The organism is Bacillus manliponensis (genome assembly GCF_000712595.1).
GTDB classification, from domain to species: Bacteria; Bacillota; Bacilli; order Bacillales; family Bacillaceae_G; genus Bacillus_A; species Bacillus_A manliponensis.
In genome coordinates this window covers 1-25,507 of sequence record NZ_JOTN01000028.1, presented here as the reverse complement: position 1 = coordinate 25,507, position 25,507 = coordinate 1, and the positions used below count along the sequence as shown (strand labels likewise).

27 protein-coding genes and 1 riboswitch are annotated in these 25,507 nt (G+C 36.0%); of the genes, 18 read left to right on the top strand and 9 right to left on the bottom strand.

Annotation, left to right across the window (positions count from 1 at the left end):
* The first annotated feature begins 23 nt into the window (after positions 1–23).
* From BAMA_RS25555 to BAMA_RS21055, 3 genes are all read left to right on the top strand, one after another.
* A complete protein-coding gene (locus BAMA_RS25555) occupies positions 24–1,106 on the top strand; it encodes an N-acetylmuramoyl-L-alanine amidase family protein (RefSeq protein WP_034643291.1) in 1,083 nt (360 codons plus the stop codon).
* A 112-nt stretch (positions 1,107–1,218) separates the two neighbouring features.
* Positions 1,219–1,644 carry an RDD family protein gene (locus tag BAMA_RS21060; RefSeq protein ID WP_034643288.1) on the top strand — a complete coding sequence of 142 codons (426 nt, stop codon included), beginning with the start codon at positions 1,219–1,221 and terminating at the stop codon, positions 1,642–1,644.
* Positions 1,645–1,756: 112 nt separating this feature from the next.
* Complete coding sequence (locus BAMA_RS21055; RefSeq protein WP_034643286.1) at positions 1,757–2,161, top strand: RDD family protein; 405 nt, start codon at positions 1,757–1,759, stop codon at positions 2,159–2,161.
* A 30-nt stretch (positions 2,162–2,191) separates the two neighbouring features.
* Here BAMA_RS21055 and BAMA_RS21050 read toward each other — a convergent pair whose 3' ends face one another.
* The 3 genes from BAMA_RS21050 to BAMA_RS21040 are packed head-to-tail and all read right to left on the bottom strand — an operon-like array spanning position 2,192 to position 4,738.
* Positions 2,192–2,998, bottom strand: a complete 807-nt coding sequence (locus BAMA_RS21050) for an ABC transporter permease (protein ID WP_034643284.1) — start codon at positions 2,996–2,998, stop codon at positions 2,192–2,194.
* A complete protein-coding gene (locus BAMA_RS21045) occupies positions 2,973–3,758 on the bottom strand; it encodes an ABC transporter ATP-binding protein (protein ID WP_034643282.1) in 786 nt (261 codons plus the stop codon). The genes BAMA_RS21050 and BAMA_RS21045 overlap by 26 nt, the downstream gene beginning before the upstream one ends.
* Before the next feature lie 8 nt (positions 3,759–3,766).
* The gene (locus tag BAMA_RS21040) at positions 3,767–4,738 is read right to left on the bottom strand and encodes an ABC transporter substrate-binding protein (RefSeq protein ID WP_415782890.1); all 972 of its coding nucleotides are present in this window, start codon (positions 4,736–4,738) and stop codon (positions 3,767–3,769) included.
* 351 nt (positions 4,739–5,089) lie between these two features.
* On the opposite strand from BAMA_RS21040, the gene nheA reads away from it, so the two are divergent.
* The 4 genes from nheA (at position 5,090) to BAMA_RS21020 (ending at position 10,115) form a co-directional block, all read left to right on the top strand.
* Positions 5,090–6,250, top strand: a complete 1,161-nt coding sequence (nheA, locus tag BAMA_RS21035; protein ID WP_034643277.1) for a non-hemolytic enterotoxin subunit A — start codon at positions 5,090–5,092, stop codon at positions 6,248–6,250.
* Positions 6,251–6,303: 53 nt separating this feature from the next.
* Positions 6,304–7,509: a non-hemolytic enterotoxin subunit B gene (nheB, locus tag BAMA_RS21030; protein ID WP_034643275.1), complete on the top strand. Its 1,206-nt coding sequence runs from the start codon at positions 6,304–6,306 to the stop codon at positions 7,507–7,509.
* 134 nt (positions 7,510–7,643) lie between these two features.
* A complete protein-coding gene (gene nheC / locus BAMA_RS21025) occupies positions 7,644–8,732 on the top strand; it encodes a non-hemolytic enterotoxin subunit C (RefSeq protein ID WP_034643273.1) in 1,089 nt (362 codons plus the stop codon).
* A gap of 492 nt (positions 8,733–9,224) precedes the next feature.
* Positions 9,225–10,115, top strand: coding sequence for a GNAT family N-acetyltransferase (locus BAMA_RS21020; RefSeq protein ID WP_034643270.1), 891 nt, complete (start codon positions 9,225–9,227; stop codon positions 10,113–10,115).
* Between the two features lie 87 nt (positions 10,116–10,202).
* Here the strand turns inward: BAMA_RS21020 and BAMA_RS21015 are convergent, their stop codons facing one another.
* Positions 10,203–10,517 carry a hypothetical protein gene (locus BAMA_RS21015; protein WP_034643269.1) on the bottom strand — a complete coding sequence of 105 codons (315 nt, stop codon included), beginning with the start codon at positions 10,515–10,517 and terminating at the stop codon, positions 10,203–10,205.
* A gap of 149 nt (positions 10,518–10,666) precedes the next feature.
* Here BAMA_RS21015 and BAMA_RS24250 point away from each other — a divergent pair, with 149 nt between their 5' ends.
* From BAMA_RS24250 to BAMA_RS20985, 6 genes are all read left to right on the top strand, one after another.
* Positions 10,667–11,431: a thermonuclease family protein gene (locus BAMA_RS24250; protein ID WP_034643267.1), complete on the top strand. Its 765-nt coding sequence runs from the start codon at positions 10,667–10,669 to the stop codon at positions 11,429–11,431.
* 73 nt (positions 11,432–11,504) lie between these two features.
* Entirely contained in the window at positions 11,505–11,750 is a 246-nt protein-coding gene (locus BAMA_RS21005; protein WP_034643266.1) for a hypothetical protein, read from the top strand.
* A gap of 18 nt (positions 11,751–11,768) precedes the next feature.
* Positions 11,769–11,948: a hypothetical protein gene (locus BAMA_RS21000; protein WP_034643263.1), complete on the top strand. Its 180-nt coding sequence runs from the start codon at positions 11,769–11,771 to the stop codon at positions 11,946–11,948.
* Positions 11,949–12,160: 212 nt separating this feature from the next.
* Positions 12,161–13,033, top strand: coding sequence for a metallophosphoesterase (locus BAMA_RS20995; RefSeq protein WP_034643260.1), 873 nt, complete (start codon positions 12,161–12,163; stop codon positions 13,031–13,033).
* A 38-nt stretch (positions 13,034–13,071) separates the two neighbouring features.
* Positions 13,072–13,392, top strand: a complete 321-nt coding sequence (locus BAMA_RS20990) for an iron-sulfur cluster biosynthesis family protein (protein ID WP_034643258.1) — start codon at positions 13,072–13,074, stop codon at positions 13,390–13,392.
* A gap of 93 nt (positions 13,393–13,485) precedes the next feature.
* Positions 13,486–14,391 (top strand): DMT family transporter, encoded by a 906-nt coding sequence (locus BAMA_RS20985; RefSeq protein WP_034643256.1) that lies wholly within the window; start codon positions 13,486–13,488, stop codon positions 14,389–14,391.
* Between the two features lie 29 nt (positions 14,392–14,420).
* On the opposite strand, the gene BAMA_RS20980 is transcribed toward BAMA_RS20985, so the two are convergent.
* On the bottom strand, positions 14,421–14,642 hold the full coding sequence (locus BAMA_RS20980) for a hypothetical protein (RefSeq protein ID WP_034643253.1): 222 nt from the start codon (positions 14,640–14,642) through the stop codon (positions 14,421–14,423).
* A gap of 275 nt (positions 14,643–14,917) precedes the next feature.
* On the opposite strand from BAMA_RS20980, the gene BAMA_RS20975 reads away from it, so the two are divergent.
* Entirely contained in the window at positions 14,918–15,319 is a 402-nt protein-coding gene (locus BAMA_RS20975) for an ATP synthase subunit I (RefSeq protein ID WP_034643251.1), read from the top strand.
* An 854-nt stretch (positions 15,320–16,173) separates the two neighbouring features.
* Here BAMA_RS20975 and pckA read toward each other — a convergent pair.
* Complete coding sequence (gene pckA, locus BAMA_RS20965) at positions 16,174–17,760, bottom strand: phosphoenolpyruvate carboxykinase (ATP) (RefSeq protein ID WP_034643250.1); 1,587 nt, start codon at positions 17,758–17,760, stop codon at positions 16,174–16,176.
* Between the two features lie 321 nt (positions 17,761–18,081).
* Positions 18,082–18,207, top strand: a riboswitch (SAM riboswitch).
* Between the two features lie 165 nt (positions 18,208–18,372).
* Here pckA and metK point away from each other — a divergent pair.
* On the top strand, positions 18,373–19,572 hold the full coding sequence (gene metK, locus BAMA_RS20960; protein WP_034643248.1) for a methionine adenosyltransferase: 1,200 nt from the start codon (positions 18,373–18,375) through the stop codon (positions 19,570–19,572).
* Positions 19,573–19,614: 42 nt separating this feature from the next.
* On the opposite strand, the gene BAMA_RS20955 is transcribed toward metK, so the two are convergent.
* The 3 genes from BAMA_RS20955 to BAMA_RS20945 all read right to left on the bottom strand — a co-directional run bounded on the left by BAMA_RS20955 (position 19,615) and on the right by BAMA_RS20945 (position 21,859).
* The gene (locus BAMA_RS20955; RefSeq protein ID WP_034643245.1) at positions 19,615–20,994 is read right to left on the bottom strand and encodes a VWA domain-containing protein; all 1,380 of its coding nucleotides are present in this window, start codon (positions 20,992–20,994) and stop codon (positions 19,615–19,617) included.
* A gap of 96 nt (positions 20,995–21,090) precedes the next feature.
* Positions 21,091–21,339 (bottom strand): hypothetical protein, encoded by a 249-nt coding sequence (locus BAMA_RS25690; protein WP_415782889.1) that lies wholly within the window; start codon positions 21,337–21,339, stop codon positions 21,091–21,093.
* Positions 21,340–21,448: 109 nt separating this feature from the next.
* On the bottom strand, positions 21,449–21,859 hold the full coding sequence (locus BAMA_RS20945) for a hypothetical protein (RefSeq protein WP_034643242.1): 411 nt from the start codon (positions 21,857–21,859) through the stop codon (positions 21,449–21,451).
* Between the two features lie 379 nt (positions 21,860–22,238).
* Between BAMA_RS20945 and BAMA_RS20940 the strand changes: the two genes are divergently transcribed.
* The 3 genes from BAMA_RS20940 to BAMA_RS20930 form a co-directional block, all read left to right on the top strand.
* Entirely contained in the window at positions 22,239–24,098 is a 1,860-nt protein-coding gene (locus BAMA_RS20940) for a GAF domain-containing sensor histidine kinase (protein WP_034643300.1), read from the top strand.
* Positions 24,073–24,711 carry a response regulator gene (locus BAMA_RS20935; RefSeq protein WP_034643240.1) on the top strand — a complete coding sequence of 213 codons (639 nt, stop codon included), beginning with the start codon at positions 24,073–24,075 and terminating at the stop codon, positions 24,709–24,711. Before BAMA_RS20940 ends, BAMA_RS20935 begins: the two co-directional genes overlap by 26 nt.
* 306 nt (positions 24,712–25,017) lie before the next feature.
* The coding region (locus tag BAMA_RS20930) for a protease inhibitor I9 family protein (RefSeq protein ID WP_034643238.1) at positions 25,018–25,507 on the top strand (490 nt) is incomplete at its 3' end.

The following is a 25,507-nucleotide window of genomic DNA, read 5'->3' as shown; positions in this document are numbered from 1 at the left end:
TAGCTATAGGAGGCTACATACATATGGGTACGATGCGAAAAGTTTCGATGCAAGCGATGATGCTTGTAGTTATGCTGATGATGAGCATGATGCTGAGTAAAGAAGTAGGAGCGGAACGAGAAGAAAGCGTTGATTGGCTTGAAAGTGTTTATGTGACACCAAGTGAAATATCTTTTGGTAATGAAATTAAAGTGAAAGTTACTGTTAAAATTCATGATAATACGATATATTCAGGTGGCATTAAGTATGGTGAAAGGATTGGTGTGAGGTATCTTCTTCCTTATTTGGATGAAGATGAAGAAGAAGTTTACCAGTATGTCTCTGCAAAATATAATCCAGAAACAAACTTATTTGAGGGCGTGTTAAATGTTCCTTTTGATTTCGAACAAGTGGGAGATTGGGAAATTGATACGATGCACACCGGAATTACTGGGTTAACAGCATATAACTCTGACTTATATGAGCCACGAGTAGGTTCACAACGTGAGAGCATGGAAGATTTTAGTGGTGGTATTATTACGCTATTAGAGCCAGTAGCTGGTTGGAATTATATTAAGGAATATGGAGAAACACAAGGTCATTGGTATTATTTTGATGAAGAAACATTAGAGTTTGTGACAGGTTGGTTAGAGGAAAATGAACAACTGTACTACTTGAACGAAGATGGAATGATGGTAACAGGTTGGGCATTCTTAGACGGTCACTGGTATTATTTAAATGAAAATGGAACGATGGCAACAGGCTGGAAATCTATAAATGGTAAGTGGTATTACTTAAATATCGATGGCGCAATGGTGACAGATTGGGTGTCTGTGAATGGCAGCTGGTATTATTTAAATGTAGATGGAACGATGGCAACAAGTTGGGTGTCTGTAAATGGTAACTGGTATTACTTAAATGCAGATGGATCAATGGCAACAGGCTGGGTGTCTGTAAATGGTAGTTGGTATTACTTAAATGCAGATGGTTCCATGGTAATAGACTGGAAGCAAGTAAACGGAAAGTGGTACTACTTAGATAAGCAAAGTGGGGCAATGGCTACAAGTAGATGGATTGATAAAAAATATTGGGTAGACGCAAATGGCGTTTGGACAAAAACACGATAATTGAATAAAAGCTAAACAAGAAGTACAAACCTAATTCAAAAGGTTTGTACTTTTTTTATGAGAAATAAAAAGAATGGGAAAAGTATATAACATAGTAAAGGAGGAATTTCATATGGAACAAGAACATTCACATGCACATGAACCAGGCGGATTTTGGCGGCGGCTTGGGGCGGATATTATTGACAGTTTAATTTTCTGGCCAGTGTATATTTTATTAACGCTTTTGTTTAATTTTGAAGATCGAACAGAAGAGAATATTGCGGCAGTATTACAACTGTTATATTTTTTAATTGTTCCAGCAATTTGGTTTGGTTATACAGTTGGAAAGCGAGCAGTTGGAGTACGAATCGTTCGCTTAGATGGTAAAAAAGTTAGTGTGTTTACAATGTTTATGCGTTATGTTGTTGGAGGTCTTGTATACGGTATTACGTTTGGAATTGCTTTTATTGCAAGTGTCTTTATGGTTATTTTCAGGAAAGATAAACGAGCGGTTCATGATTTTATTGCAGGAACGCGTGTTGTACGTGATGATAGATAATAAAAAAATGCAAATGTTCTTTTAGAACATTTGCATTTTTTGTGTTCATGCCATATTTTTCATTAATCATGTTAAGATACAAGAAGATATATAATAGAATGGAGGAATAAATATGACGAGAGAACCGGGTGGGTTTTGGCGACGTCTTGGGGCAAATTTTTTAGATGGGCTTGTGTTTGCACCAATCTATGTTTTAGTTATTTATGCTTTTAATGTTTCTGAGGATACGGCAGATGGTATTCTTGGATTGTTGCAAATATTGTATATGATTATTCTCCCAGTTGTTTGGGTTGGTTATACAGTAGGGAAAAAAGCAGTGGGTGTTCAAATTGTGCGAATAGATGGTAAGAAAGTTACTTTCTTCACAATGTTAAAGCGTGTGATATTGGGGACATTAGTACATGTACTTACGCTTGGAATTGGTTACGTCGTTTCCGCATTTATGGTGGGGCTACGAGAAGATAAGCGTGCGATTCACGATTTCATCGCCGGTACACAAGTGGTACGTGATGAATAAATAGATACATAGAAAAGCAACCTACTGCTGTTAGGTTGCTTTTTTCGTACGTGTAATAAACTTTTCAAATGCAGCAACAAGTACATACATAAGTGTTGCCAGTATACATGTAAGCAGCACACTAAGTAGAACGAGAGTGAAGTTAAACACTTGAAATCCGTAACTAATTAAGTAACCGAGCCCCTGTTTGGAAACAAGTAGTTCCCCAAAGATAACACCAACCCATGATAGTCCAACGTTTACTTTTAGTGTTGAAATAATCGTTGGAAAGGAAGCTGGTAAGATGACTTGTTTGTAGCATTGCCAATTATTTGCGCCAAATGTGTGCATCACTTTTATATAGTTTGTATCAACTTCTTGAAAGGCGCTGTAAATGACGAGAATGGTAATGATGATGGAAATGATGACACCCATCGCAATGGAGGAAGAGATGTTTGGTCCAAAAATAACGATAATAATTGGTCCAAGTGCCACTTTTGGCATCGCATTTAAGACGACAAGATATGGATCTAAAATGCGTGCTAACAGTGGCATCCACCATAGGACGGTTGCAATGAATGTTCCGAGCACAGTTCCGAGTATGAAGCCAGCCCCTGTTTCAAGGAGCGTCGTCCAAATGTGTGGCCAAAGTGATGCGTCTTGCCATTTTGTTATAAAGAGATCCCAAATACTTGATGGGGAGCTAAATAAAAGTGGATCAATCCACTCCTGTTTACTCGCAATTTCCCATAGTGCAAAGAAAACAACAATAAGTAACAGCTGGAAAAGAGCAACGATAATCGTTTGTTTTCGTGCTTTTTTCCGAAACTGGTTATGAAGTTGTTGTATGTGATTCAAGTCCGTTCAGCTCCTTCCATATAGATTGAAAGATGGAAGGGAATTCTGGATGTTGGCGTGCGTGAAATGGTGATAATTCCCGAAGTACACTGGGAATAGAAAATACTTTTGCCACTTTTCCAGGCTTTGCTTGCAGTAAGAAAATGCGATCGCTCATCGCGATAGCTTCTTCAATATCATGTGTCACGAGTACGGATGTTTTGTTATATTCTTTTAACATCGAGAAGACGAGCTCTTCTAATTTTAACTTTGTTTGATAATCAAGTGCGGAGAACGGTTCATCAAGCAGTAAAATTTTCGGATTGGTTGCTAACGTACGGACAAGCGCTGCACGTTGCCGCATACCACCGGAAAGCTCTCTTGGATATTGCTTCTCCGTTCCTTGTAAGCCAACTTCTTCTAACAAGGAAAGAACACGGTTTTTCGTTTCTTTACTGTATGTTTTCGTAATAGAAAGACCAACTGTAATGTTTTCTTCAATCGTTTTCCATGGAAACAAATAATCTTGCTGCAGCATGTAACCGATGGATGAAGTTGGTTTTGTAATTCGTTCACCGTCAACAGTAACAGCACCCTCTATCGGTTTCAATAATCCTGCAATGACAGAAAGGAGTGTCGTCTTTCCGCAGCCACTTGGGCCAAGAAATGAGATGAATTCACCTTTTTCGGCATATAAGTCAATGTTTTGTAGGACAAGGCTTGCTTTGTCTTTTGAGAAGAAACAGTGAGAAACATTCGATACTTGCAGAAAGTTTGTCATAATAATCCCTACTTTTTAATAACGTCTTCGGCAATTTCCGTATTTACAAGTATGTTATGCGGTACCTCTTTTGGAAGTTCCCCTGCTTCTTTCATAATGTTTTGTAACTGCTTCCACTCCTCTTCATCTAAAAGTGGATTTGTTGCATAGGAATGTTGTGATTTATACCGATCGATAACGCTCACCATAATGTCATCTGGTGTATCTGGGAACAGTGGTGCAACGGCTTTAGCAATTTCTTCAGCACTATGTGTATCAACCCATTGCTGTCCTTTATAAAGAGCACGTGTGAACTTTTCAGCTGCACTCTTTTTCTTTGCTAAAAAGCTTTCTTTTGCCATAAACGTTGTGTAAGGTACTGTACCTGATTCAGCGCCAAAACTCGCTACGATAAATCCTTTTCCTTCTTTCTCAAAAATGCTTGCTGTTGGTTCAAACAGCTGCACGAAATCGCCTGTTCCAGAAGCAAAGGCATTTGCAATATTCGCAAACTCAACATTTTGAATTAGCGTCGTATCATTGTGCGGATCGATGCCGTTTTGTTTTAATACATACTCGCCAACCATTTGAGGCATGCCACCTTTACGCTGTCCAAGGAATGTTTTCCCTCTTACGTTATTCCAGTTAAATGTTTCAAGCTTTGTACGAGAGACGAGAAAGGTTCCGTCCGTTTGCGTGAGCTGCGCGAAGTTGATGACAGGATCTTTTGCACCTTGCGCATGAACATATATCGATGTCTCAGATCCAACGAGAGCAATATCAATACCACCTGATAATAATGCAGTCATTGTCTTATCTCCGCCGGCAGTTGTTTGCAGGTCAACTTTTAAACCTTCTTCTTCAAAAAAACCTTTTTCCAAGGCAACATATAAAGGGGCATAAAAAAGAGAGTGTGTCACTTCACCAACGCGAACTTTTTCAAGTTTTTCCTCTTCTTTCTTTGGACTACATGCTACAAAAGTAAAAGTGGTTAACAGTATAATAAGAAAACACGATAAAAATTTTCGCAATTCATAACACCTCCTAAAAAATGAATCTATTGTAATATATGTAGGTAAAAGCCTATATGTGAATGGACAATCGCGGAATTTTTTTAAAGGACAAGAGGAGAAATAGAAAAATAATTATTAGAAAAATATTTCAATTTAGAATAATCAGTGGTATATTTCTAAATATCTATATATATCCCAACTTGAAAAACTTTCTGTATAATTAGTTCTGGTGTGAGATGCAAAAACGCACACCAGACACTAAAGATAAAGGAGAGATGAGGAGAAAAGAGAGGTGAAAGTATAAGGTTGAGTTAGTACGTATAATAAGGAGGAATGAAAATGAAGAAAAGTTTCATCACAGGTGTGTTAGCAACAACAATGTCTATTAGTTGTTTTCAACCAGTAAGCGCTTTTGCAGAAACTTCAAAGACTGAAGTGAAACAAACAAGTACGCAACATGTAATGGTCAGAAATACATTATCAAATTCCATTCGAACATTAGGAGCACAAACGCCTTTAATACAAGCGTATGGATTGGTTATATTACAACAGCCAAACGTTAAGATAGATGCGATGAGTAGCTTAACGAACCATCAACAATTTGCTAAAAATAATGTTCGAGAATGGATGGACCAATATAATCCGAAATTAATGGATTTAAATCAAGAAATGATGCGATTTAGCACAAGATTTAATAGTTATTATAGTAAATTGCATGATTTAGCCGGTGAAGCAAATACAAATGAGGAAGCAAAAACAAATTTTGTAAGCGCATTCAATAGATTCCAAGGGCAAGTCGAAATGATTCAGTATGATATGGAACAAATTTTATTAGAATTAAATCGTTATGAAACTTTATTAATTCAAGATAGTGAGAACTTTTCTGAGAGAGCAGGAGTAGCACTTCAGTCATTGCAAGGAACGAATGGAGACGTTACACAATTACGAGCAGATATTAAAAGAATTCAGGAAGAAATTCAAAATGAGCTCACAAATATTTTAAATAGACCAAAGGAAATTATTAATGGCTCTATTAATATTGGAAAACAAGTATTTACGATTACGACTAATGGAGCGCAATCAAAAACGATAGACTTTGTGTCGATTAGTAGTCTTAGCGATGAACTTATTAACGTGTCTGATAGTCAAACAAAAGAAGCGGCTTATAGAATTCAGCAAAAACAACAAGAACTGCTTCCGTTAATTCAAAAGCTATCACAAACTCAAATTCAAGCGACCCAAATTACTCTTATTGAAGATCAAGTAGATGGTTTTACAGAACTGATTAAGAGGCAAATTACGACTCTTGAATACTTACTAGAAGATTGGAAAGCGTTAAATGGGACGATGGTTCAAATACAAACAAATCTTGAAACAAATGAAAGCATAGACTCTCATACGTTACAAACGCAGTTAACACAATTTAAAAAACTAAGCGATGAAATGAATAAGCAAACAAGTCAGTACGAAGATTTTATTACAAATGTTCGTGTTAAATAGTAAAAATATGGGAATGATTTCAGTTTTGAAAACAGGATAAGGGGAGAAGAAAAATGACAAAGAAACCTTATAAAGTAATGGCTTTATCAGCATTAATAACAGCTTTTGCAGCTACTAACATCATGCCAGCGTACACCTTTGCGGCAGAAAGTAAGGCAAAGCCAAGTCCGATTCATGCTAATGCGGCATATGCATCTAACGAGTACACTGAGTATTCGCTAGGACCAGAGGGCTTAAGAGAAGCGATGGAGCGAACTGGGTCAAACGCGTTAGTAATGGACCTATATGCTTTAACAATTATTAAACAAGCAAATGTAAACTTTAATGGTCTTACGGTGAATGATGCGTTAAAAACGAGCGTACTTCATCATCAAAATGTTGCAAGAATAAATGCAAACCAATGGTTAGATACTTTGAAACCACAGCTTATTTCGACGAACCAAAATATTATCAATTACAATACGAAATTCCAAAATTATTATGATACGTTAGTAACGGCTGTAGATAATCAAGATAAAGAAACATTAAAAAAGGGCTTAACGAGATTATCTACTAGTATTTCAGAAAATAAACAAAAAGTGGACAAGTTAGTGGAGGATTTGAAAAAATTCCGCGACAAAATGACAACAGATACGCAAAACTTTAAGGGAGATGCAAACCAAATCACATCGATTTTAGCAAGTGAGGATGCAGGCATTCCGCTCTTACAACAACAAATTACAACATATAATGAAGCGATTGGGAAATATAACGCAATCATTATTGGATCTTCAGTTGCAACTGCTTTAGGACCGATTGCAATTATCGGTGGTGCAGTTGTCATTGCTACTGGTGCAGGTACTCCATTAGGCGTTGCGTTAATTGCAGGAGGAACAGCAGCAATTGGCGGAGGAACAACGGGGATTGTATTAGCGAAAAAAGAGCTAGATAATGCGCAAGCAGAGATTCAAAGATTATCAGGACAAATTTCACAAGCGCAATTACAAGTGGCTGGTTTAACAAATATTAAAAATCAAACAGAATATTTAACAAATACGATTGATATCGCAATTACGGCACTACAAAATATCTCAAATCAGTGGTACACAATGGGATCGAAGTACAATTCTTTACTTCAAAACGTTGAATCTATTAGTCCACAAGATCTTGTTTTCATAAAAGAGGATTTAAGTATTGCTAAAGATAGCTGGCAAAATATTAAAGAATATGCAGAAAAAATTTACGCTGAAGATATTAAAGTAGTAGACAAAAAAGCTTAATATAATTTGACATCAAGAGAATATATACGTAATTCGTCTTTATTCATATTTTTATATAGTAGAGATCTCTTGTTCAATATAGAGCAAGAGATCTTTTTCACTTTATTTATATTACGTAAGAGTAGGTGAATGATATGGAGAGAAAGTTATATAGAAAACTCATTGCATTACTAGTTATTTTAGGAATAACAACGAGCAGTGTACTACCAATACAAACTTTTGCAGCAGAACAAAATGTAAAGACGTCATTACAGCAACAAAAACATTTAGGTGCTGGTGAGTTTCAAGATGTAATGGAGAAAAATGCATCTAGCATGCTTGTAATGGATTCCTATGCCCGTACCATCTTGGAAGAAAAAGACGTGAGTTTTGCAGGGATAAACTCTATCAGTCAAGAGTTAAAGAAAAGCATTCTTACTCATCAAGTAGATACGCGGACAAATGCAACGTATTGGTTAAACAATATGAAGCCACATATGATGCAAGTAAATAACGATATTGTAAATTATAGTGTCACATTCCAAACGTACTATAATGACTTACTAACCGCTATCAATAGGCAGGATACAAACACATTAAAAACGAAATTAGAAGAACTACATTATAGTATTTTAAATAATAAGAAGAAAACGGACCAATTATTAAATGAACTCATTTCCCTCCGAAATAAAATGACAGTAGATACGCAAAACTTAAAACGTGATGTAGATGGTGTGACAACTGTTTTAACAAGTCAAGATATGGGGATTCCACTCCTAGAGCAACAAATCAATCGATATAACGATTTAATTAAAAAAAGTAAGGATATGATTATTGCAGGTGGTGTACTTTGCGCTACGGGAATCCTTTGTATTGCTGGCGGACCGATGATTGCTGAAGCAAAGAAAAATATTTCATACGCAGAACAAGAAATAAGAATGCTACAATCGAAAATTACAGCGTCCCAAGCGGAAGTAGTAAACTTAACGAATTTAAAAAATCAAGTAAGTTATTTAAGTGATACGATTGATGTAGCAATTACTTCTTTGCAAAACATTTCAAATCAGTGGCACACAATTGGAGCAAAATATAATAATGTATTACAAAATGTTGAATCGATGAGTCCAGCAGATTTTGTATTTATAAAAGAAGATTTAAATGTAGCGAAAGATAGTTGGAAAGACTTAGAGGATTATGCGAAGAAATTAAATGAAGGCGCTCGAAAAATGGAAAAAGAGTTGTAATAATGTCGGTAAAATTATTATGTGTTGAAAAGTATTTATAAATGATTTAAATCACTAAAGAATATTGTGAGTAGGATTGTACAATGATTTTTTTATCAGTTATAATTGATAGTAAATAATTTTGAAAAGAGGTTTTGATATTACATGATGAAGCTTATTAATTGCTAATTAAAATTCCAATGAATTTTATATTGTAAAAGGTGAAATTAAGAGAATGCTCTTAGTTTTATTCTGTATACTCTTTTACGGTAGCGATTAGAAGACATCATATCTTATCAAAATGGATTTCATGTTTTTATTTATATCTATTCTTTTTGGATAGGTATATTTAATAATAGGCAGAAATTAGACCATGAGAAGATATTACTTCTTGTGGTCTTTTTTAATTATTTATCTAACAGCATTTCATGAATGTTAGAAAGGAGGCTACTAAAAGCTAAGTACTATATAAGAAAATTTTGTGGAAATTAAAATGAAAACGGAGGATTTACTATGAGTGAGTATGAATTAATTAGCGATTATAAGCACAATAAAAAATATAAGGAGAGCTTTAATGAGCTCGCTAAGAAAGTGTTTGAACTCGATTTTAAGGAATGGTATGGAAGAGGATGCTGGAATGATAACTATGTTTGTTATTCATATGTGGATGGAGAGAAAGTTGTTGCAAACGCTTCAATCAATAAGATGAACGTGATTCTTAATGGAAAAGAATATAAGGCAATCCAAATAGGGACAGTCATGACGCATCCAGATTACCGTAATCAAGGATTAGCAGCTAAACTAATGGATTATATCGTTAAGAAGTATGAACAGGAATGTGATTTTATTTACTTGTTTGCAAATGATACAGTGCTTGATTTTTATCCTAAGTTTGGCTTTGAACGAATGCAAGAAAGTAGATTTAGCTTGAGAACTTCTGATTGGAAAGAGAAAATCTCAAAAAAGGTTACTTTAAGAAAGCTTGATATTAACAAACAAGCAGATTTTGAACTGATGAGAGGGTTTGCAATTAGTAGAGCTGCTATATCCTCAGTAGTAGGAGTGAAAAACAATGAACATTTGCTAATGTTTTATTTTATTTTAGCATTCCAGGATTCCATTTATTATAACGAGGAAGAAGATATAATTATGATCTTTGAACAAGAAGATAATCAGCTTCATATTTTTGATATCATTAGCAAAAATAAAGTGGAAATAGATACAGTATTACGCTGTACGACGCTAGACTATATTGAGACAATTCATTTTCATTTCACACCAGATTTTGATAACAAAAAGATTTATTCAGAGTTTATAGAAGAGAATGATGATGTATTGTTTGTTTTGCCATTACTGAAAGATAAGCCAAAGCATTTCTTATTTCCATTAACATCGCATGCATAAAGTGAAACTTCAATCTGTTAATGTGGGGTTGTTTCAATTAACACTCGGTGGTGGATGAAGGAAACCACCACTGAGTGAAGTTTCACTTTATAGTTGTTTCTGTTTCATAGACTTTACAATCTTTATAACAATGCCAGTAAACAAAACAATCATTCCATTAAAAAGCGTCAAAAATCCAATGAGAGCACCGCCATACCCAGCTCCTTCACCGCTTCCACCAGAACTCCAGTCGTAAAGATAAAGAAATAATGAGCCACTTGCAAAAGTTAGCACAGGGGCTAAAACAAGTAAAATAATACCGGCAATGATGAGGTTTAACTTTTTTCGTTTATGAAGCATAATCATTAAAATATTAAGCGCGATAAGACCGAAGATGAAGAATAATAAAATAATTGTATCCATCGTAGCATCCCACCTTACATGATTTTTTAATGAAAAATTCAGTTGTTTTCACTGGTAATTATATGACAACAACTTGTTGAAAACGAGACTTCTTCCAGTTATTTTTTGGTATGATAACAGTACAGCAACATAGGGAGGATTTTACATACATGCAAAAAAAATTATTTATACTTCTTCTTAGTGTTATGATGTGCATATTAGCTGCCTGTAATGGTGTTAAACAAGAGGCAAAAGCGACGGAAGAAGTACAGCAAGAACATGCAATATATGAAGCAACTGAAATAAAAGATGAACAGCAAAAGCAAAATAAAAATCGTGTTGTGGATGCGACGGTTGTAAAGAACATTGATGGCGATACGATAAAAGTAGAATTAGAAAGTGGGAAAGAAGAAACAGTACGCTTTCTATTAATTGATACACCGGAAACGAAGCATCCTCGTTTAGGTGTGCAGCCATTTGGTCCAGCGGCGAGTGATTTTGTGAAGCAGCATGCTGGTAAAGGAAAGAAGATTCAACTTGAATTTGATGTAAGTGATCGTGAGAAATACGGTCGATTACTTGCTTACGTATGGGTAGATGGACAAATGTTAAACCGAATGTTAGTAGAACAAGGGTTAGCACGTGTTGCTTACGTGTATGCACCAAATACGAAGTATGTTGATTATTTACGCGAGACGCAAGAAAAAGCACAAGCTGCTGAAAAAGGAATTTGGAGCGTGGAAAATTACGTAACGGATAAAGGGTTTGATAAAGAGACAGTAAAAGGACAGCAGGAGGAAATACCAGCTGAGACGCAACAATTTAAAAGCTGTAAAGAAGCGAGAGAAGCAGGTGTGACGAATATTCAAAAAGGAGATCCCGCATATTTTAAGAAATTAGACCGAGATGGTGATGGAGTTGCTTGTGATAGATAAATGGGGGGCTTCATCCCCCACTGAGTGTTAGTTGAATGAATCGGTGTAATGCGAGATAAGGGAGAGGTATCGTATGTTACGCTCATTATATTGGACAACCTTTTGGACGGTGTTTGTTGCATCGCTACTTAAATTGTTTACGATGGATATAATTTCTTATCAATATGGATTGGTTGATACAGGGATATTTGGCTTAAAAGCATGGATTGGATACGGTGTATTTCTTTTGTTTTTCATTCCGATTTGGTTACTTGCTAAAAAGATGAGAAATCGAAAAGTAAGAGTGAAAACAGTGAGTATTCATCAGGTGAAAAGGTAGTAAAAGGGGATAAGAGATATGAAAAAGAAGAAGCTGTTCACAACTTGTGCGATGATGATGGTGTTTCTTGTCGTTGTAGTTATATATAACTATTACTCACTTGTCAGCGTAAAAAGTGCTTGTGAGGAACAACATAAAACAGCGCATGTGAAGAAAAGTATATTTGCAATTCATTGGTCTGTTACGTGTGAATGGTGAAACCCGCTCAAAACTCAATCTTGAGCGGGTTTCACCATTTCTATTGCAGTAGTAATACAATACTCACCTTAAAGTTTTCACAAAACTAATCATACATAAGCATACGTTTCACTAGAAATTTAGCGGAAGCATATAAAAACTACTAAAATGACAAATTGCTGTCACATAAGTTTGCTATAACAGTAGTAATAGAATATTTGAGAGGTGAAAAGATGGAGAACAACTTAGAGCAGCAAGTGCGAAAGTCAAAATGGAAAAGTATATGTATGTTTCTCGTCGCTTTGTTCATGCTTCCGCTTTCGCTTTATGTATATGCGTTTCATATCGAAACAAAACGAATAGATGTAACAGAGATGGACATTCAGCATCCTAACATTCCTGAAGCCTTTGATGGCGTGAAAATTTTGCAGTTTTCGGATACACATTTTAGTGAAGATTTCCCACATGAGCAGCAAAAATTAGTGAATGAAATGAATAAATTAAAGCCTGATATCGTTGTGTTTACGGGAGATTTAATCGATAATTTTAGCAAGTATGGCGAGAAGCGATATGAGTCACAAAAGATTTTATCAAAGATTCAGGCACCGCTTGGTAAGTATGCGGTATTTGGAAATCATGACCGCGGTGGTGGTGGCGGTTATTTATATAAAGAGTATATGGAAGGGGCAGGATTTACTGTTTTAGTAAATGAAACGGAAAAAATTACAGCAAAAAATGGCCAATCAATTACACTGGCTGGTCTTGATGACTTTTTGCTTGGAAAACCTGATATTCATCGTACACTTTCTCCTTTACAAGGCAATGACTTTAATATGCTACTTGTACATGAACCTGATGTTGTCGAGCAGGTGGATTCCTATCCGATTCATTTCCAAATGTCAGGGCATAGTCACGGTGGACAAGTACAAATTCCGTTCATTGGCCCGTTAATTACGGCTCCTCTTGCTACAAAATATACGGAAGGATTATACGAAGTAGAGGGAACGCAATTGTATGTGAACCGCGGCCTTGGTACGACGAGAATGCCGGTCCGTTTCTTTAGTCAACCAGAAGTATCACTTTTCACACTGCATAGTAAAAAGTGATACAATAGGATGAACTGTAGAAACAGGAGGCAGAAAAGATGTATGTAACGTTTACAGATGCAGCATATGAAAAGATTATGAATACGATTCCGGAAGAAACTCGTTATATAAAGTTATTTTATGATACAGATGGATGTGGCTGCGTTGTTAGTGGTGTAATTAATTTAGTTGCTTTATGTGAAAAAGAAGAACGTGACGTTGACATTGAGTCAAATAAATTTCATGTAATTGCCGACCGCACGAAACTTGTATTTATGGATGATCAATTAACAGTAGACTGGCATGAATCAGGTAAGTTTCAATTGAAGAGTCCAAGTCAGTTTTATAATCCGAATATGAAGCTTCATGTTCGCGTGTAAAGAAGAGCAGAGAAAATCTGCTCTTTTTTAATCTTATAAAATATACATAAGATTGAATTTTCTGTATAATTATTTGGAGAGGGAGGGAGAATGATGAAGCGGTGGGGAATTGAACTATTACTTGTAACAGTTGTTATTATTTGGGGAACGAATTATACGATTGGTAAGTATGGAATTGTAGAACTGAGTGTCATTGATTTTACGGCACTTCGCGTAGCAGTAGCGGCTCCTTTATTATTACTACTCACATTTTACATAGAAAAATCATTGCGAATTGATAAGCGTGATATATTTCGGCTTATTGTCGTAAGTATTGTTGGTATTACATTATATCAAACACTGTTTATGGAAACGATTAAATACACATCAGCGACTAATGCATCGCTGCTTATTTCAATCTCACCAATTTTTACAGCGGTATTTGTTATTTTGTTAAAGCAAGAAACGTTTTCAGTAAGAAAGGGCATAGGTTCTCTTTTCGCCTGCGTCGGTGCAGCTCTCGTATTACTGTCAGGTACTTCGCTTTCGAATTCTTTATACGGAAATGTAATTGGACTTGTGACATCCATTTGCTGGGGGATATATCCTGTATTAGCAGCCCCCCTTATGAAAAAATATTCGGCTCTTCGTGTAACAGCTTGGTCAACAGCGATTGCGGCTGTACCTCTTATGATCATGAGTGGTCCATCCATTTTACAAGTTCCTTTTCATATTGAACAAAGCAGTACATGGTTTTCATTAGCGTATTCCATTTTCTTTGTGACAGTATATGGCCTTGTTGTATGGTATATCGGTGTGCAAAAAATTGGTGCATCTCATACGATGGTATATATGTATGTGACGCCGTTTGTCGCAGTTGTATTTGCAGCGATGTGGGCAAAGGAACATGTTTCCCTCCAGCAGCTTATTGGAGGGCTCATTATTTTTCTTGGACTATGGTTTGTGAAGTCAGAAAAGAAGACAAAGAACTTAATTGTCAGTCAAAATATATCAAAATAAGAAAACAGATCAACGTTTGATCTGTTTTCTTATTTTTTTATTTTGGGCAAAAAAATAAGAAACAGAATGGCTGTAATGAGAGGAATCCAGTTAATAAATGGTGTGCGGAAAAGTATGATGAGTATTGTACCGGTAAGAAGAACACCGAGGACGGAATAAAAAATACTATGGTTTCGTGTATACCAATATAGTGTAAACCCCACGAGGGCGGGAACGAGAAGGTGGATAAGTGCAATGATAAAGAGGAGCATCTCATACCTCCCTTCATAAAGTACTTACTACATCATATACAAATTGGACTGGAATAATATCTGTTTTTTGACAAATGGGATAAAAAGTTCCTAAATTTGTCGTAATTCAGACGGTGTGTACAAAGTGGAAATCTAGTATAATAGTATTTTGTTAAAATATTTTCACAGTGTAAATGGTGTTTACTGTATATATGAAAATATTTGCTACTTATATGTATAAATAGATAAAATTTTCCAGTATGATTAAGATAGATCAATAGGACGGGAGTGATAATATGATTCGTATGTCAATGCGAGCATTTAAAATACAAATGTATTATGTACTTGCCATTCTTTTTTTAGGATGGGCGGCAACTCCATTTTCACAACATTTTTTAGGTGCAGGTATTGGGCTCCTTGTAAGCATGTATTGTGTATGGATTTTAGGTAATCGAATTGAACGGCTTGGTGAAAGTGTTGCAAAGAAAAAGCGAGCACCATCTATTGGAATGTTAAATCGCTTTGCAGCAGCGATACTTGGTGCAATTGTTATGTATGAAATTGAACATCATATGGTCATGTGGGCATTTGCTGTTGGAATTTTGGGTGGATACTTACTAATGATTGTGAATTTAGCGTATTACAGCATGAAGGATGCGAAAGAGGAAGAAGAAAGACGTTTACGAGATGACTCGTAAGCGTCTTTTTTATGGTGAGATAAAACGGCTAAGCAGAACCAATAGAAGCATATATTGAGCGAGAGTATATTTTCTTTTGTCTATATAGCCGGGAATTTACTATTCGGAAATTAAAGTGGTATAAACGCAAGAAGGTAGCGAGTCCATACTCATCGCCAATAGCATTCTCTTTTAGCTTACTCATACAAATGACCTGTACGTCAATAATTCATCTTTGAAGTACAGGTCATTTGTATGATAATGGTTATAAATAATTGCGAAATAATGAACTTACATAAATGCTTTTAAAAGCTCTTGTACTAATGGAATTACTCCACCTAGAAATTGTAAAACTGCTAATGCGATTTCCATATTGCCCCTCCTCGATTTGAATATTTGGTTTTTTAAAACTACTTGTAATTTCATTATAGTAAGCGCTTACAATAAAATCAATATTTTTTTAAATAATTATTAAAAAATATAAAAATATAAAAATCCAATAATTCACATAAATAAAAGTATACTTGAAAATAACATTTTAATAGAAAAGGAATACTCATATGCTGATTTATACTGTATTGCCTTCTCATATACATGTTATATTTTTATTTACTTTTTTTTAAAAGCCATTAGTTTTTTATCCCGCATTAACATGAACTTCACTGCTAAAAAAGGCACAAAAAATTTCATTGTTGTTTTAGCTTGATGGCGATGGAGGCCCACTAAGGTCCCCATGAAAAAACAGCCTACGAATAAATTCGTGGGCTGTCATTATAGTAAGTACACCATACTCTTTTTTAGAAGGCTCGTTTGGGTTTTGTCGGTGAGTACTCGCATTCTTGTAGAGCATGGATGTACTTATTCATATCGTTATGTTAGGCGATTGGGCCACCTAGTTTTACAATTTCTTCAGAAACATTTTCAAACTTTTTGAAGTTTGCTTTAAATTTCTCAGCAAGCTCAATTGCTTTTACTTTGTAAGCTTCTTTATTAGTCCATGTTTGCTCTGGCATTAATACTTCATCAGGTACACCAGGAACATGAAGTGGCACTTGAAGACCAAAGATGTCGTGTTTCACTGTTTCTGTATTATCAAGCTCGCCATTTAATGCAGCTTGCACCATTGCACGTGTATGACCTAAGTTCATACGTTTACCAACGCCGTATTCGCCGCCAGTCCAGCCAGTGTTCACTAAGAATACTTTTGCATCATGTTTCTCAATTTTCTCACCTAACATTTCAGCATAGCGAGATGCATCAAGTGGTAAGAATGGAGAACCGAAGCATGTTGAGAACGTTGCTTGTGGAGAAGTAACACCGCGCTCAGTTCCAGCTAGTTTACTAGTGTAACCGCTTAGGAAATGATACATTGCTTGCTCTTTCGTTAAACGGCTGATTGGAGGTAATACGCCAAATGCATCAGCTGTTAAAAATACGATTGTATTTGGATGACCAGCAACACTTGGAAGTACGATGTTATCAATAGCTTCCATTGGGTAAGCTGCACGTGTATTCTCTGTTAATGCTGTATTATCGTAGTCTGCGATACGTGTATGACTATCAATTACAACGTTTTCTAGTACAGAACCGAACTTAATTGCATCGAAGATTTGTGGTTCTTTTGCACGTGATAAGTTAACGCATTTTGCGTAGCAACCGCCTTCAATGTTAAATACGCCGTTATCAGACCAGCCATGCTCGTCATCACCAATTAATTTACGGTGTGGATCAGCAGATAATGTTGTTTTACCTGTTCCAGATAAACCGAAGAATAGCGCTACATCGCCTTCTTCACCAACGTTTGCTGAGCAGTGCATAGATAAGATATCTTGCTCTGGAAGCAAGTAGTTCATAATAGAGAAGATTGACTTTTTCATTTCACCAGCGTACTCAGTACCACCAATTAATACAACACGTTTTTCAAACGAAACAATGATGAATGTTTCAGAGTTTGTGCCATCTACTTCAGGGTCTGCTTTAAAGTTTGGTGCAGATACAATTGTAAACTGTGCGTCATGATTCTTTAATTCTTCTTCAGTTGGACGAATAAATAATTGATGTGCAAATAAATTGTGCCATGCATATTCGTTAATAACTTGAAGAGGTAAACGATAGTTATGATCTGCGCCAGCAAACCCTTTAAATACGAATAGATCTTCTTTATCTTTTAAATATTCCATCATTTTTGTATATAATTTATTAAAATGTTCTTCAGAAATCGGTTGGTTCACAGCACCCCAAGCGATTTTATCTGTAACAGATGCTTCATCTACAATAAATTTATCTTGTGGAGAACGTCCCGTATACTTTCCAGTCGAAACAGAAACTGCGCCAGTAGAAGTTAATTGCCCTTCTTTTCTCATTAAAACTTTTTCCGTTAATTGCGGAACGCTTAATTGAATCTGTGCATTGCTTCCGTTTAGTAGCTCATGTAATCCAATTTGGACATTCACAGTCGTCATATTTATATACCATCCTTTATTTATTTAATTTATAAAATTTCTCGTAATCCCCAAAAAGAGTATAACACAATCATATAAATAATGTATACTATTTATTTATTTTTGTTTGTGTGAATACATTATTTTTTGAAATTCATTTTAAATGCGTTTAAAAAAGAAAAAATCATCCAATTTTTTCTTCTTGCTATCATGATAAATGTTATGATGGCGCTTTCTTTTGTGGTGAAAAGGCTTTTTTTATTATGAAAAAAGCTATAGAAATATTTGTATTTCGATTGACAAACGGAGGTCATTTCTTTAGTATAGTTGAGGACGGATACTCTCTTATCCCGAGCTGGCGGAGGGACAGGCCCGATGAAGCCCGGCAACCTCACTTGGATGAACGATAAATCACAAGTGAATAGGTGCTTAAACCTGTGCGAGGTGAAATATCTCGAACGATAAGAGCGAAGGGCAAAAAGCAGTATGCAAGTAGCAAATTAAACCTTTCCTCTATAAGGAAAGGTTTTTCTTTTTTACTTGTGTGGGAGAATATTATGAATGTCGCGATTTGTGGCAAATTAAGGATGAGTTCCGTACAATATATACAATTACTGTAGGGAGGTTTACCCAATGACAAAAAAACGTCATCTGTTCACATCTGAGTCTGTAACTGAAGGACATCCAGATAAAATTTGTGACCAAATTTCTGATTCAATTTTAGATGCAATCTTAGCAAAAGATGCAAACGCACGTGTAGCGTGTGAAACAACTGTAACAACTGGTTTAGTATTAGTAGCGGGAGAAATTACGACTTCTACGTATGTAGATATTCCGAAAATCGTTCGTGAAACAGTACAAGGAATCGGTTACACACGTGCAAAATACGGATTCGATGCAGAAACTTGTGCAGTATTAACATCTATCGATGAGCAATCAGCTGACATCGCTATGGGTGTTGACCAAGCGTTAGAAGCACGTGAAGGTCAAATGTCTGACGAAGAGATTGAAGCAATCGGTGCTGGTGACCAAGGTTTAATGTTCGGCTTCGCATGTAATGAGACAGAAGAACTTATGCCACTTCCAATCTCTCTAGCTCACAAATTAGCTCGTCGTTTAACGGAAGTTCGTAAAGATGAAACTTTATCATACTTACGTCCAGACGGTAAAACGCAAGTTACAGTTGAGTATGATGAGAACGGTAAACCAGTTCGTGTTGATACGATTGTAATTTCTACACAGCATCATCCAGAAGCTACATGGGAAGAAATCGATCGTGACTTAAAAGAGCACGTAATTAAAACAGTTGTACCAGCTGAGTTAATGGATGAGGAAACAAAATTCTTCATTAACCCAACTGGCCGTTTCGTAATCGGTGGACCTCAAGGGGACGCTGGTTTAACTGGACGTAAAATCATCGTTGATACGTACGGCGGATACGCTCGTCACGGCGGTGGTGCATTCTCTGGTAAGGATGCAACAAAAGTTGACCGCTCTGCAGCATACGCAGCTCGTTACGTTGCGAAAAACATCGTAGCAGCAGGTCTTGCTGAAAAAGCAGAAGTACAACTTGCATACGCTATCGGTGTAGCACAACCTGTATCTATCTCTGTTGATACATTTGGTACTGGTAAGGTAACGGAAGAAGTATTTGTAGAATTAATTCGCAACAACTTCGACCTTCGCCCAGCAGGAATCATCAAAATGTTAGACTTACGTCGCCCAATCTACAAGCAAACTGCAGCATACGGCCACTTCGGACGTACTGATGTGGATCTTCCATGGGAGCGTACAGACAAAGCAGCAGCTTTAAAAGAGCAAGCTAGTCTATAATATAAGAAGAAAAAAGCTTTGCGCCCGGACGCAAAGCTTTTTTTAATTGCCGTTTTTCTTATCAATTGCATCACTAATTTGATCGTTTCCTTCTTCTGTAATTTCACTCCATTTATCGTTTCCATTGTTGACAGAATCACTCCAAAGTTTACCACCTGTATCAACAGCATAACTCCAAATCTCGCTACTGCGATCGGTAATGAGCCAATATGTATCACGAATTGGATGATCCAAATCTTCACCGATTTTTTCTTTTAAATATGCTTGTGCCTTCTTTAAATTTTCCTTTTCTGTTTCCGACAGTTCTTTAATCATTTCTTTCGTATGAGTAGCTAATGCTTTTTTCTGTTCTTTTTGTTCATATGCTTCCTTTTGTCCAGAGTCTTTCCATTCTAGCCATTGTTTTTGAAGCTTTTCGTATTGATCACGAAGATAGTCGTTTAGCGCACGTTCATCGTCAACTGATATAAATTCACCAGCACCAGCATTTGCGACATCTTTTAATTGTTTTTGACCATCGTCATCGACATCAAATCCAATAATGTTCACAACAGTTTTTATATTAGGTATGCTATTTAAATCTTTTGCAGCTTGTACAGGATCACCGTCACACGTTTCAATGCCATCACTAACAACATATACAATTGCTTCTGTTGTACCTTCAGGAATATCTTCTTTCACGCCTTGTAGTGCACTTGCGATTGGTGTCCAGCCAGTTGGTTGAATGGTACTTAATGCTTGTTTTAATGCAGATTCATCATGTCCAGTTGCATTATAAATGGTTTCCGTCGCACCACATGATAAAGCTTTATCTGCTTCTTCGTTACTTCCTTTATGACCATATACACGTAATGAAACAGATGCATTTTTTGGAAGGCTAGAAGAGAAACTTTCAATTGCTTCTTTTGCGGCATCCATCTTCGTCTTTCCATCAACTTTTCCCGCCATGCTACCGCTTGTATCTAGCAAAATGGAAAAGTGCATCTTTTTTGTCTCTGGTAATGTAATATCATTTGTTGGCTTCTCGTGATTTACTTCGACTGAGGAATCGAAGTTTACAAATACAGGTACATGAGGACGATAATCTTCCGCTAATAAAAGAAGGAGACGATCGAGATATTCCTCTTTTGATAAGTCTTTTGGAAATTTATCAAGCTCTTTTTTGACTTTTTCTTCATCATAGTACTTTCCAGAGTATTTTCCAGGTGGCTTCATCATCATTTTTTCTGTATCTGTTAATTCGCGATTAAAGGTTACTTGTTGAGGTTTTTCCTGAGGTGTTTTCTCTTTTTGTTTCACATCTTTCTTTTCTTTTGTTTCTTCTTTCGTTTCTTCTTTCGTTTTCTTTGCTGTTTCTTCAGTAGAATGACTACATGATGTTGTAAGAAGAAATGCGATTAGTAGCATTCCAATTCTCTTCATGTTATCCTCCTGTTATACAAATATCCTTTTTTTGGGTTACTTGTATTATAGCATGTAGTTAATAGTGTTTTTTCTATTTTTTGTAAAAAAGAATGGTTATTCACCTTCATGTTTATGTTTATATGGATATGTGTCAGGATCTACATCTTTGTTCAGTACTCTTTCATAGTAAGAGAGAACACCTTTTTCATTTGTATCACTGATTCTTTGATAACGGTATGTATATATTACATTGGGTTCATCTTTGTATACGACATCAACCATATAACCAAATTTGAAATCATAACGCACTTTATTTTGAAAGTTATCTCTTTTCTCCCCTTGTGATAAGAGATAAGCTTCTATTTTAGTAGTTGCTTAATGAAGTTATACTATTTTAGCGTGTAAAAAGGAAAAAGCTTTGTGCGGATGCACAAAGCTTTTTTTATTTTAAATAGTTGGTCTGTTATTTACATTAAGAGGTACACATAAAGTTTCTAATTTGTGTATACCGATAGCTTACTTTTCGGCGACGTCCTGATTGCCAAGTATATCCAGATACTCCGTTTTGTCTAACTTCAGTTGGATAAAACCAAAAATCTCTTCCAAAAGGCCCTTGTCCTTTTAAGCCAATAAATCCCCATCTCCCTAAACAATTACACATTGCTGCTCGTATTTGCCAATTTTGTATGGGAGAAGAAAATGCTGCTGGTGCTGCTGGTTGTTGCGCTGGTGGTGGTGATGTTGGAGCATCTTCAGCATCGTCGGGGCGATAGACCTCATCGTCGATCTCTCTCATGTCCTCGAATGATTGGTAACTTGGGTATTGATCATATGGCTGTTGATTATAATTTACATACGGAAAGTACATTGGCTGGTTATTCATGAAAAAATCACCTCATTTTTTTAATGCGTACTTAAAATATGAGTATGTTGGATGATTCTTATATGAAGCTTATTTATAGCCCAAATTATTTTCAGCAGTACGGATTATATGAAGACAGTGGATTTTTTGCTGATAAAGAAATAATTATGAAGGTAATTCATATACATCTTTAGTTCTATACAGTTTGAATAGAATAAATTTACAAATATAACATTTGGTGGATGTTAAAATAGGTAATTCCATTTTATACTAATAGTGTGCCACCCCTTCTAAGGGACAGCGCACGGCCGGTGATTGGCTAATGGGAGCATTCTCATTTTGCCAGTGCCGGTTTTTTGTTGGATAATAGTGATAATCAACTTTTGGGGGAGGGATCATGTTGAAAAAGATAGACGTTACTTCTATAAGAGAACAAGTAGCTAGTTTTTATATTTATTCTATTTCTTTTCTTGGTGTAATTGCTGTTATCATTTCTTTGTTTTTAAGTGAAATGCCTTCTAATCTTATACTGCTTTTGTTATTAATTATGTTTATGGGGATTACTGAGTATTTTCCTATCCGTATTTGGAGAGGCGGGATTACGCTTAGTCTTACACTCGTTTATACAATGAATTGGCAGTTTGGAGTATATATAACGGTTGTTTCTTCTGTATGTGCGATGTTATGTATCCATTTGCTTCGCAGTTTACCTATGCAAAGGACAGTATTTAACTGTGCCCAGTTTGCTCTTAGTATCATATTAACAGAATGGCTTTCTAGCAAATGTTTCTCCCTTTTTATTTCTGAGATGAATCTCTCTTTTTTATACGAAAAATTCATAATTTTATTTTTATTCAGTGTTCTTTTTTGCTTTTTTAACAGCTTTTTTTACGATCTTTTAATCATACTTCTTCCTCAGCCGTATCCGTTAGAAGAATGGCATAAAAAAAATATATTAATACTCCTAAGTGTGCTTTTTTGTTTATTTTATGCTTCCTTTATACATGTATTAGCTTACCGGTATCAAGGAGTGTTAGACGAGATTATGGTCTTATTTTTCTTTTTTCCACTTGTGGCAATCTGTATCATTAGCTCCTTTGTTAGGCAAATACGGATTGAAAAAGAACGATTATATAAACTTTTTTCTATTACAACAGAATTAAGTCGGGGGTTATCTGCTGGAAACTTACAGCAGATGAAACAATCACTGAAAGGATTCTTAGGAATACAGGCATATGTTTTATGGGCAAAAGATGAAGGGAACTGGACACTTTTACTAAAGGATGGAAAAGTACATTCGAATATTTCAAGTTCTTCTGATATACATGCGAAGTTTGAAGAGATATCCCAACCTGTTGTTGTTACTGATTGGAAAACAGGCATGGCACCAGGGGATGAAGTATTTGAAAATGTTATGCGATCCCTTGTATATTTACCCCTTAAAGTAAACCAGGAAGTGGTTGGAATGTTTGTAGCGGGTAAAAGCAGGAGTGCAAGTTTTATTACGGAAGATGTACAGACTTTAGCTACGTTTGCCAATCAATTAGGTAGTTTGCTTAAAACACGGACACTCATCTCTGAACAGGAAAAAAGAACGATTTTGGAAGAAAGAAATCGAATTGCTCGTGAAATCCATGATGGCATTGCACAAGCTTTGGCCGGGGTGATATTCCAATTGGAATCAGCTCAGAAGAAGTATGCAAATCAACCAAAGGACATGCAGCAAGTAGTAGACAAAAGCATAGAAAAATTACGGAACAGTTTAGGAGAAGTGCGTTATTCTATTTATGCTTTAAAGCCATATCCAACACAAAGGTTAGGGCTAAAACAGGCAATTACGAATAAAATTCAATCCTTAAAACAAGAATATGATTTAGCCATTTCCTATCATGAAAGAGGGCGTTCTCGGAAACTTAGTTTTAAGAAAGAAAGGGTCATCTTTGATACTTTGCAGGAGAGCTTGCAAAACATTGTAAAGCATGCAAAGGCAGATAAAGTTGACATTTTACTAAGCTATCAAAGAGAACATGTGCTTTTGAAGGTGAAGGATAATGGAGTTGGCTTTTCTCTTTTTGAATCTATGATTAAAGCAAAGGATGAGCCTCATTATGGTATATTACATATGAATGAACAGGCTGAACAACTGGGGGCTGCCCTTCAGATTGATAGTTCAGCTGGAAAAGGAACAGAAATCACATTGTTAATTCCAGATTCAGAAATTGGGGAGGGGTATCATGATTCGAATATTAGTAGTGGATGATCATACTGTCTTGCGTGACGGAATTCGAAGTATATTGGAACTTGAATCTGATATGCGAGTAGTCGGAGAAGCTGTTTCTGGGGATGAGGTATTAAAGAAAGTAGAAGAGTGTGAGCCAGATTGTATCTTAATGGATATTAATTTACCAGGGAAAAATGGCATTGAGGCTACATCACTTGTGAAAGAGCAGTATCCAAACTGCCGCGTTCTCGTATTAACGATGTTTGAACATGATGAATACTTAATGTCCGCTCTTCGGGCAGGCGCAGATGGCTATTTACTGAAGGATTCATCATCCGAGCAAGTGGTAGCGGCAATTCGAATGGTATTACAAGGAGATTCCGTGATTCATCCGCGCATGACTAAAAAGTTAATTACGTATCATCAACAAACGAAATTAGAATCAAATGAAAATGAGCTGACAGAGCGTGAAAAAGAAATCCTGTTTGAATTGGTCAAAGGTCTTAGCAATAAGGAAATTGCTGAAGCGCTATATATCAGTGATAAAACAGTTAAAATTCACATCAATAAAATTTTTAAAAAGTTGAATGTGAAGAGCCGCTCGCAAGCTGTTATTTATGCCGTTCGAAATCAACTTGTCCCGTTTTCTTAAATAAAGTGAAACTTCAATCAGTGGGGGGTTCTTCATCCCCCACTAATTGTCAGCCCGTTAATGCAGGATAAAAAGTACGTGAAAAGAACTACTCTTTTTCTTATTATCTCACTCGAATAATAAGGAAAGGAGTAGTTCTTTTGTACTATTCGGTATAGAACTAATACCAATAAAAAATATTGCTTTTTGGTAATTTTCAGAAAAAATAAAATTCAATACAATAAAAAGTAGAATCGTAGTCTAATAGCTTTATAAATTTATATTGCATCATGACTACAGATAAAAACAAATAATGGGGGAACGGGCATGAAAAGAGGGAAATTTGGAAAGGTTCTTACGGGAACATTAGCTTTAGGTATGTTATTGTCACAAGGCATTCCGTATAACGTATTAGCAGAAAGTCCGATTGAACTAAATCCAGTTGATAATGTGGAAGAGGTCTTGAAAGGTCTGTCTGCAGAACAAAGACAAGCGTTGGAACAGTTAGATACAAATTCTAACTTTGCGATTTCTCCTGATATTGATTCGAATAGCCCTGAATTAGTTAACGTTATCGTGGAATTCAATCAGGCGCCAGCGAAAGTTGAAGTGATGAAACAAGCAGCGAAAGGAAAGAAAATATCCTCTGCTTCTGCCAAAGCGAAAGTGGATGAAGAACATAAAGTATTCAAACAACACGTCGAATCCTTGAAATCAAAGAAGGATGCCGGCACGTACGAGACGCAAAAAGTGAAGATTACACGCGAATATAAGAATGCGATTAATGGTGTAGCCATGACTTTACCTGGCGTTGCAG

Excerpts from the sequence above, each read along its gene's own strand:
- BAMA_RS25555 (WP_034643291.1), top strand. The coding sequence starts at position 24 with ATGGGTACGATGCGAAAAGTTTCGATGCAAGCGATGATGCTTGTAGTT.
- BAMA_RS21060 (WP_034643288.1), top strand. The coding sequence starts at position 1,219 with ATGGAACAAGAACATTCACATGCACATGAACCAGGCGGATTTTGGCGG.
- BAMA_RS21055 (WP_034643286.1), top strand. The coding sequence starts at position 1,757 with ATGACGAGAGAACCGGGTGGGTTTTGGCGACGTCTTGGGGCAAATTTT.
- BAMA_RS21045 (WP_034643282.1), bottom strand. The coding sequence starts at position 3,758 with ATGACAAACTTTCTGCAAGTATCGAATGTTTCTCACTGTTTCTTCTCA.
- nheA (WP_034643277.1), top strand. The coding sequence starts at position 5,090 with ATGAAGAAAAGTTTCATCACAGGTGTGTTAGCAACAACAATGTCTATT.
- nheB (WP_034643275.1), top strand. The coding sequence starts at position 6,304 with ATGACAAAGAAACCTTATAAAGTAATGGCTTTATCAGCATTAATAACA.
- nheC (WP_034643273.1), top strand. The coding sequence starts at position 7,644 with ATGGAGAGAAAGTTATATAGAAAACTCATTGCATTACTAGTTATTTTA.
- BAMA_RS21020 (WP_034643270.1), top strand. The coding sequence starts at position 9,225 with ATGAGTGAGTATGAATTAATTAGCGATTATAAGCACAATAAAAAATAT.
- BAMA_RS21015 (WP_034643269.1), bottom strand. The coding sequence starts at position 10,517 with ATGGATACAATTATTTTATTATTCTTCATCTTCGGTCTTATCGCGCTT.
- BAMA_RS24250 (WP_034643267.1), top strand. The coding sequence starts at position 10,667 with ATGCAAAAAAAATTATTTATACTTCTTCTTAGTGTTATGATGTGCATA.
- BAMA_RS21005 (WP_034643266.1), top strand. The coding sequence starts at position 11,505 with ATGTTACGCTCATTATATTGGACAACCTTTTGGACGGTGTTTGTTGCA.
- BAMA_RS21000 (WP_034643263.1), top strand. The coding sequence starts at position 11,769 with ATGAAAAAGAAGAAGCTGTTCACAACTTGTGCGATGATGATGGTGTTT.
- BAMA_RS20995 (WP_034643260.1), top strand. The coding sequence starts at position 12,161 with ATGGAGAACAACTTAGAGCAGCAAGTGCGAAAGTCAAAATGGAAAAGT.
- BAMA_RS20990 (WP_034643258.1), top strand. The coding sequence starts at position 13,072 with ATGTATGTAACGTTTACAGATGCAGCATATGAAAAGATTATGAATACG.
- BAMA_RS20985 (WP_034643256.1), top strand. The coding sequence starts at position 13,486 with ATGAAGCGGTGGGGAATTGAACTATTACTTGTAACAGTTGTTATTATT.
- BAMA_RS20980 (WP_034643253.1), bottom strand. The coding sequence starts at position 14,642 with ATGCTCCTCTTTATCATTGCACTTATCCACCTTCTCGTTCCCGCCCTC.
- BAMA_RS20975 (WP_034643251.1), top strand. The coding sequence starts at position 14,918 with ATGATTCGTATGTCAATGCGAGCATTTAAAATACAAATGTATTATGTA.
- pckA (WP_034643250.1), bottom strand. The coding sequence starts at position 17,760 with ATGACGACTGTGAATGTCCAAATTGGATTACATGAGCTACTAAACGGA.
- metK (WP_034643248.1), top strand. The coding sequence starts at position 18,373 with ATGACAAAAAAACGTCATCTGTTCACATCTGAGTCTGTAACTGAAGGA.
- BAMA_RS20955 (WP_034643245.1), bottom strand. The coding sequence starts at position 20,994 with ATGAAGAGAATTGGAATGCTACTAATCGCATTTCTTCTTACAACATCA.
- BAMA_RS20945 (WP_034643242.1), bottom strand. The coding sequence starts at position 21,859 with ATGAATAACCAGCCAATGTACTTTCCGTATGTAAATTATAATCAACAG.
- BAMA_RS20935 (WP_034643240.1), top strand. The coding sequence starts at position 24,073 with ATGATTCGAATATTAGTAGTGGATGATCATACTGTCTTGCGTGACGGA.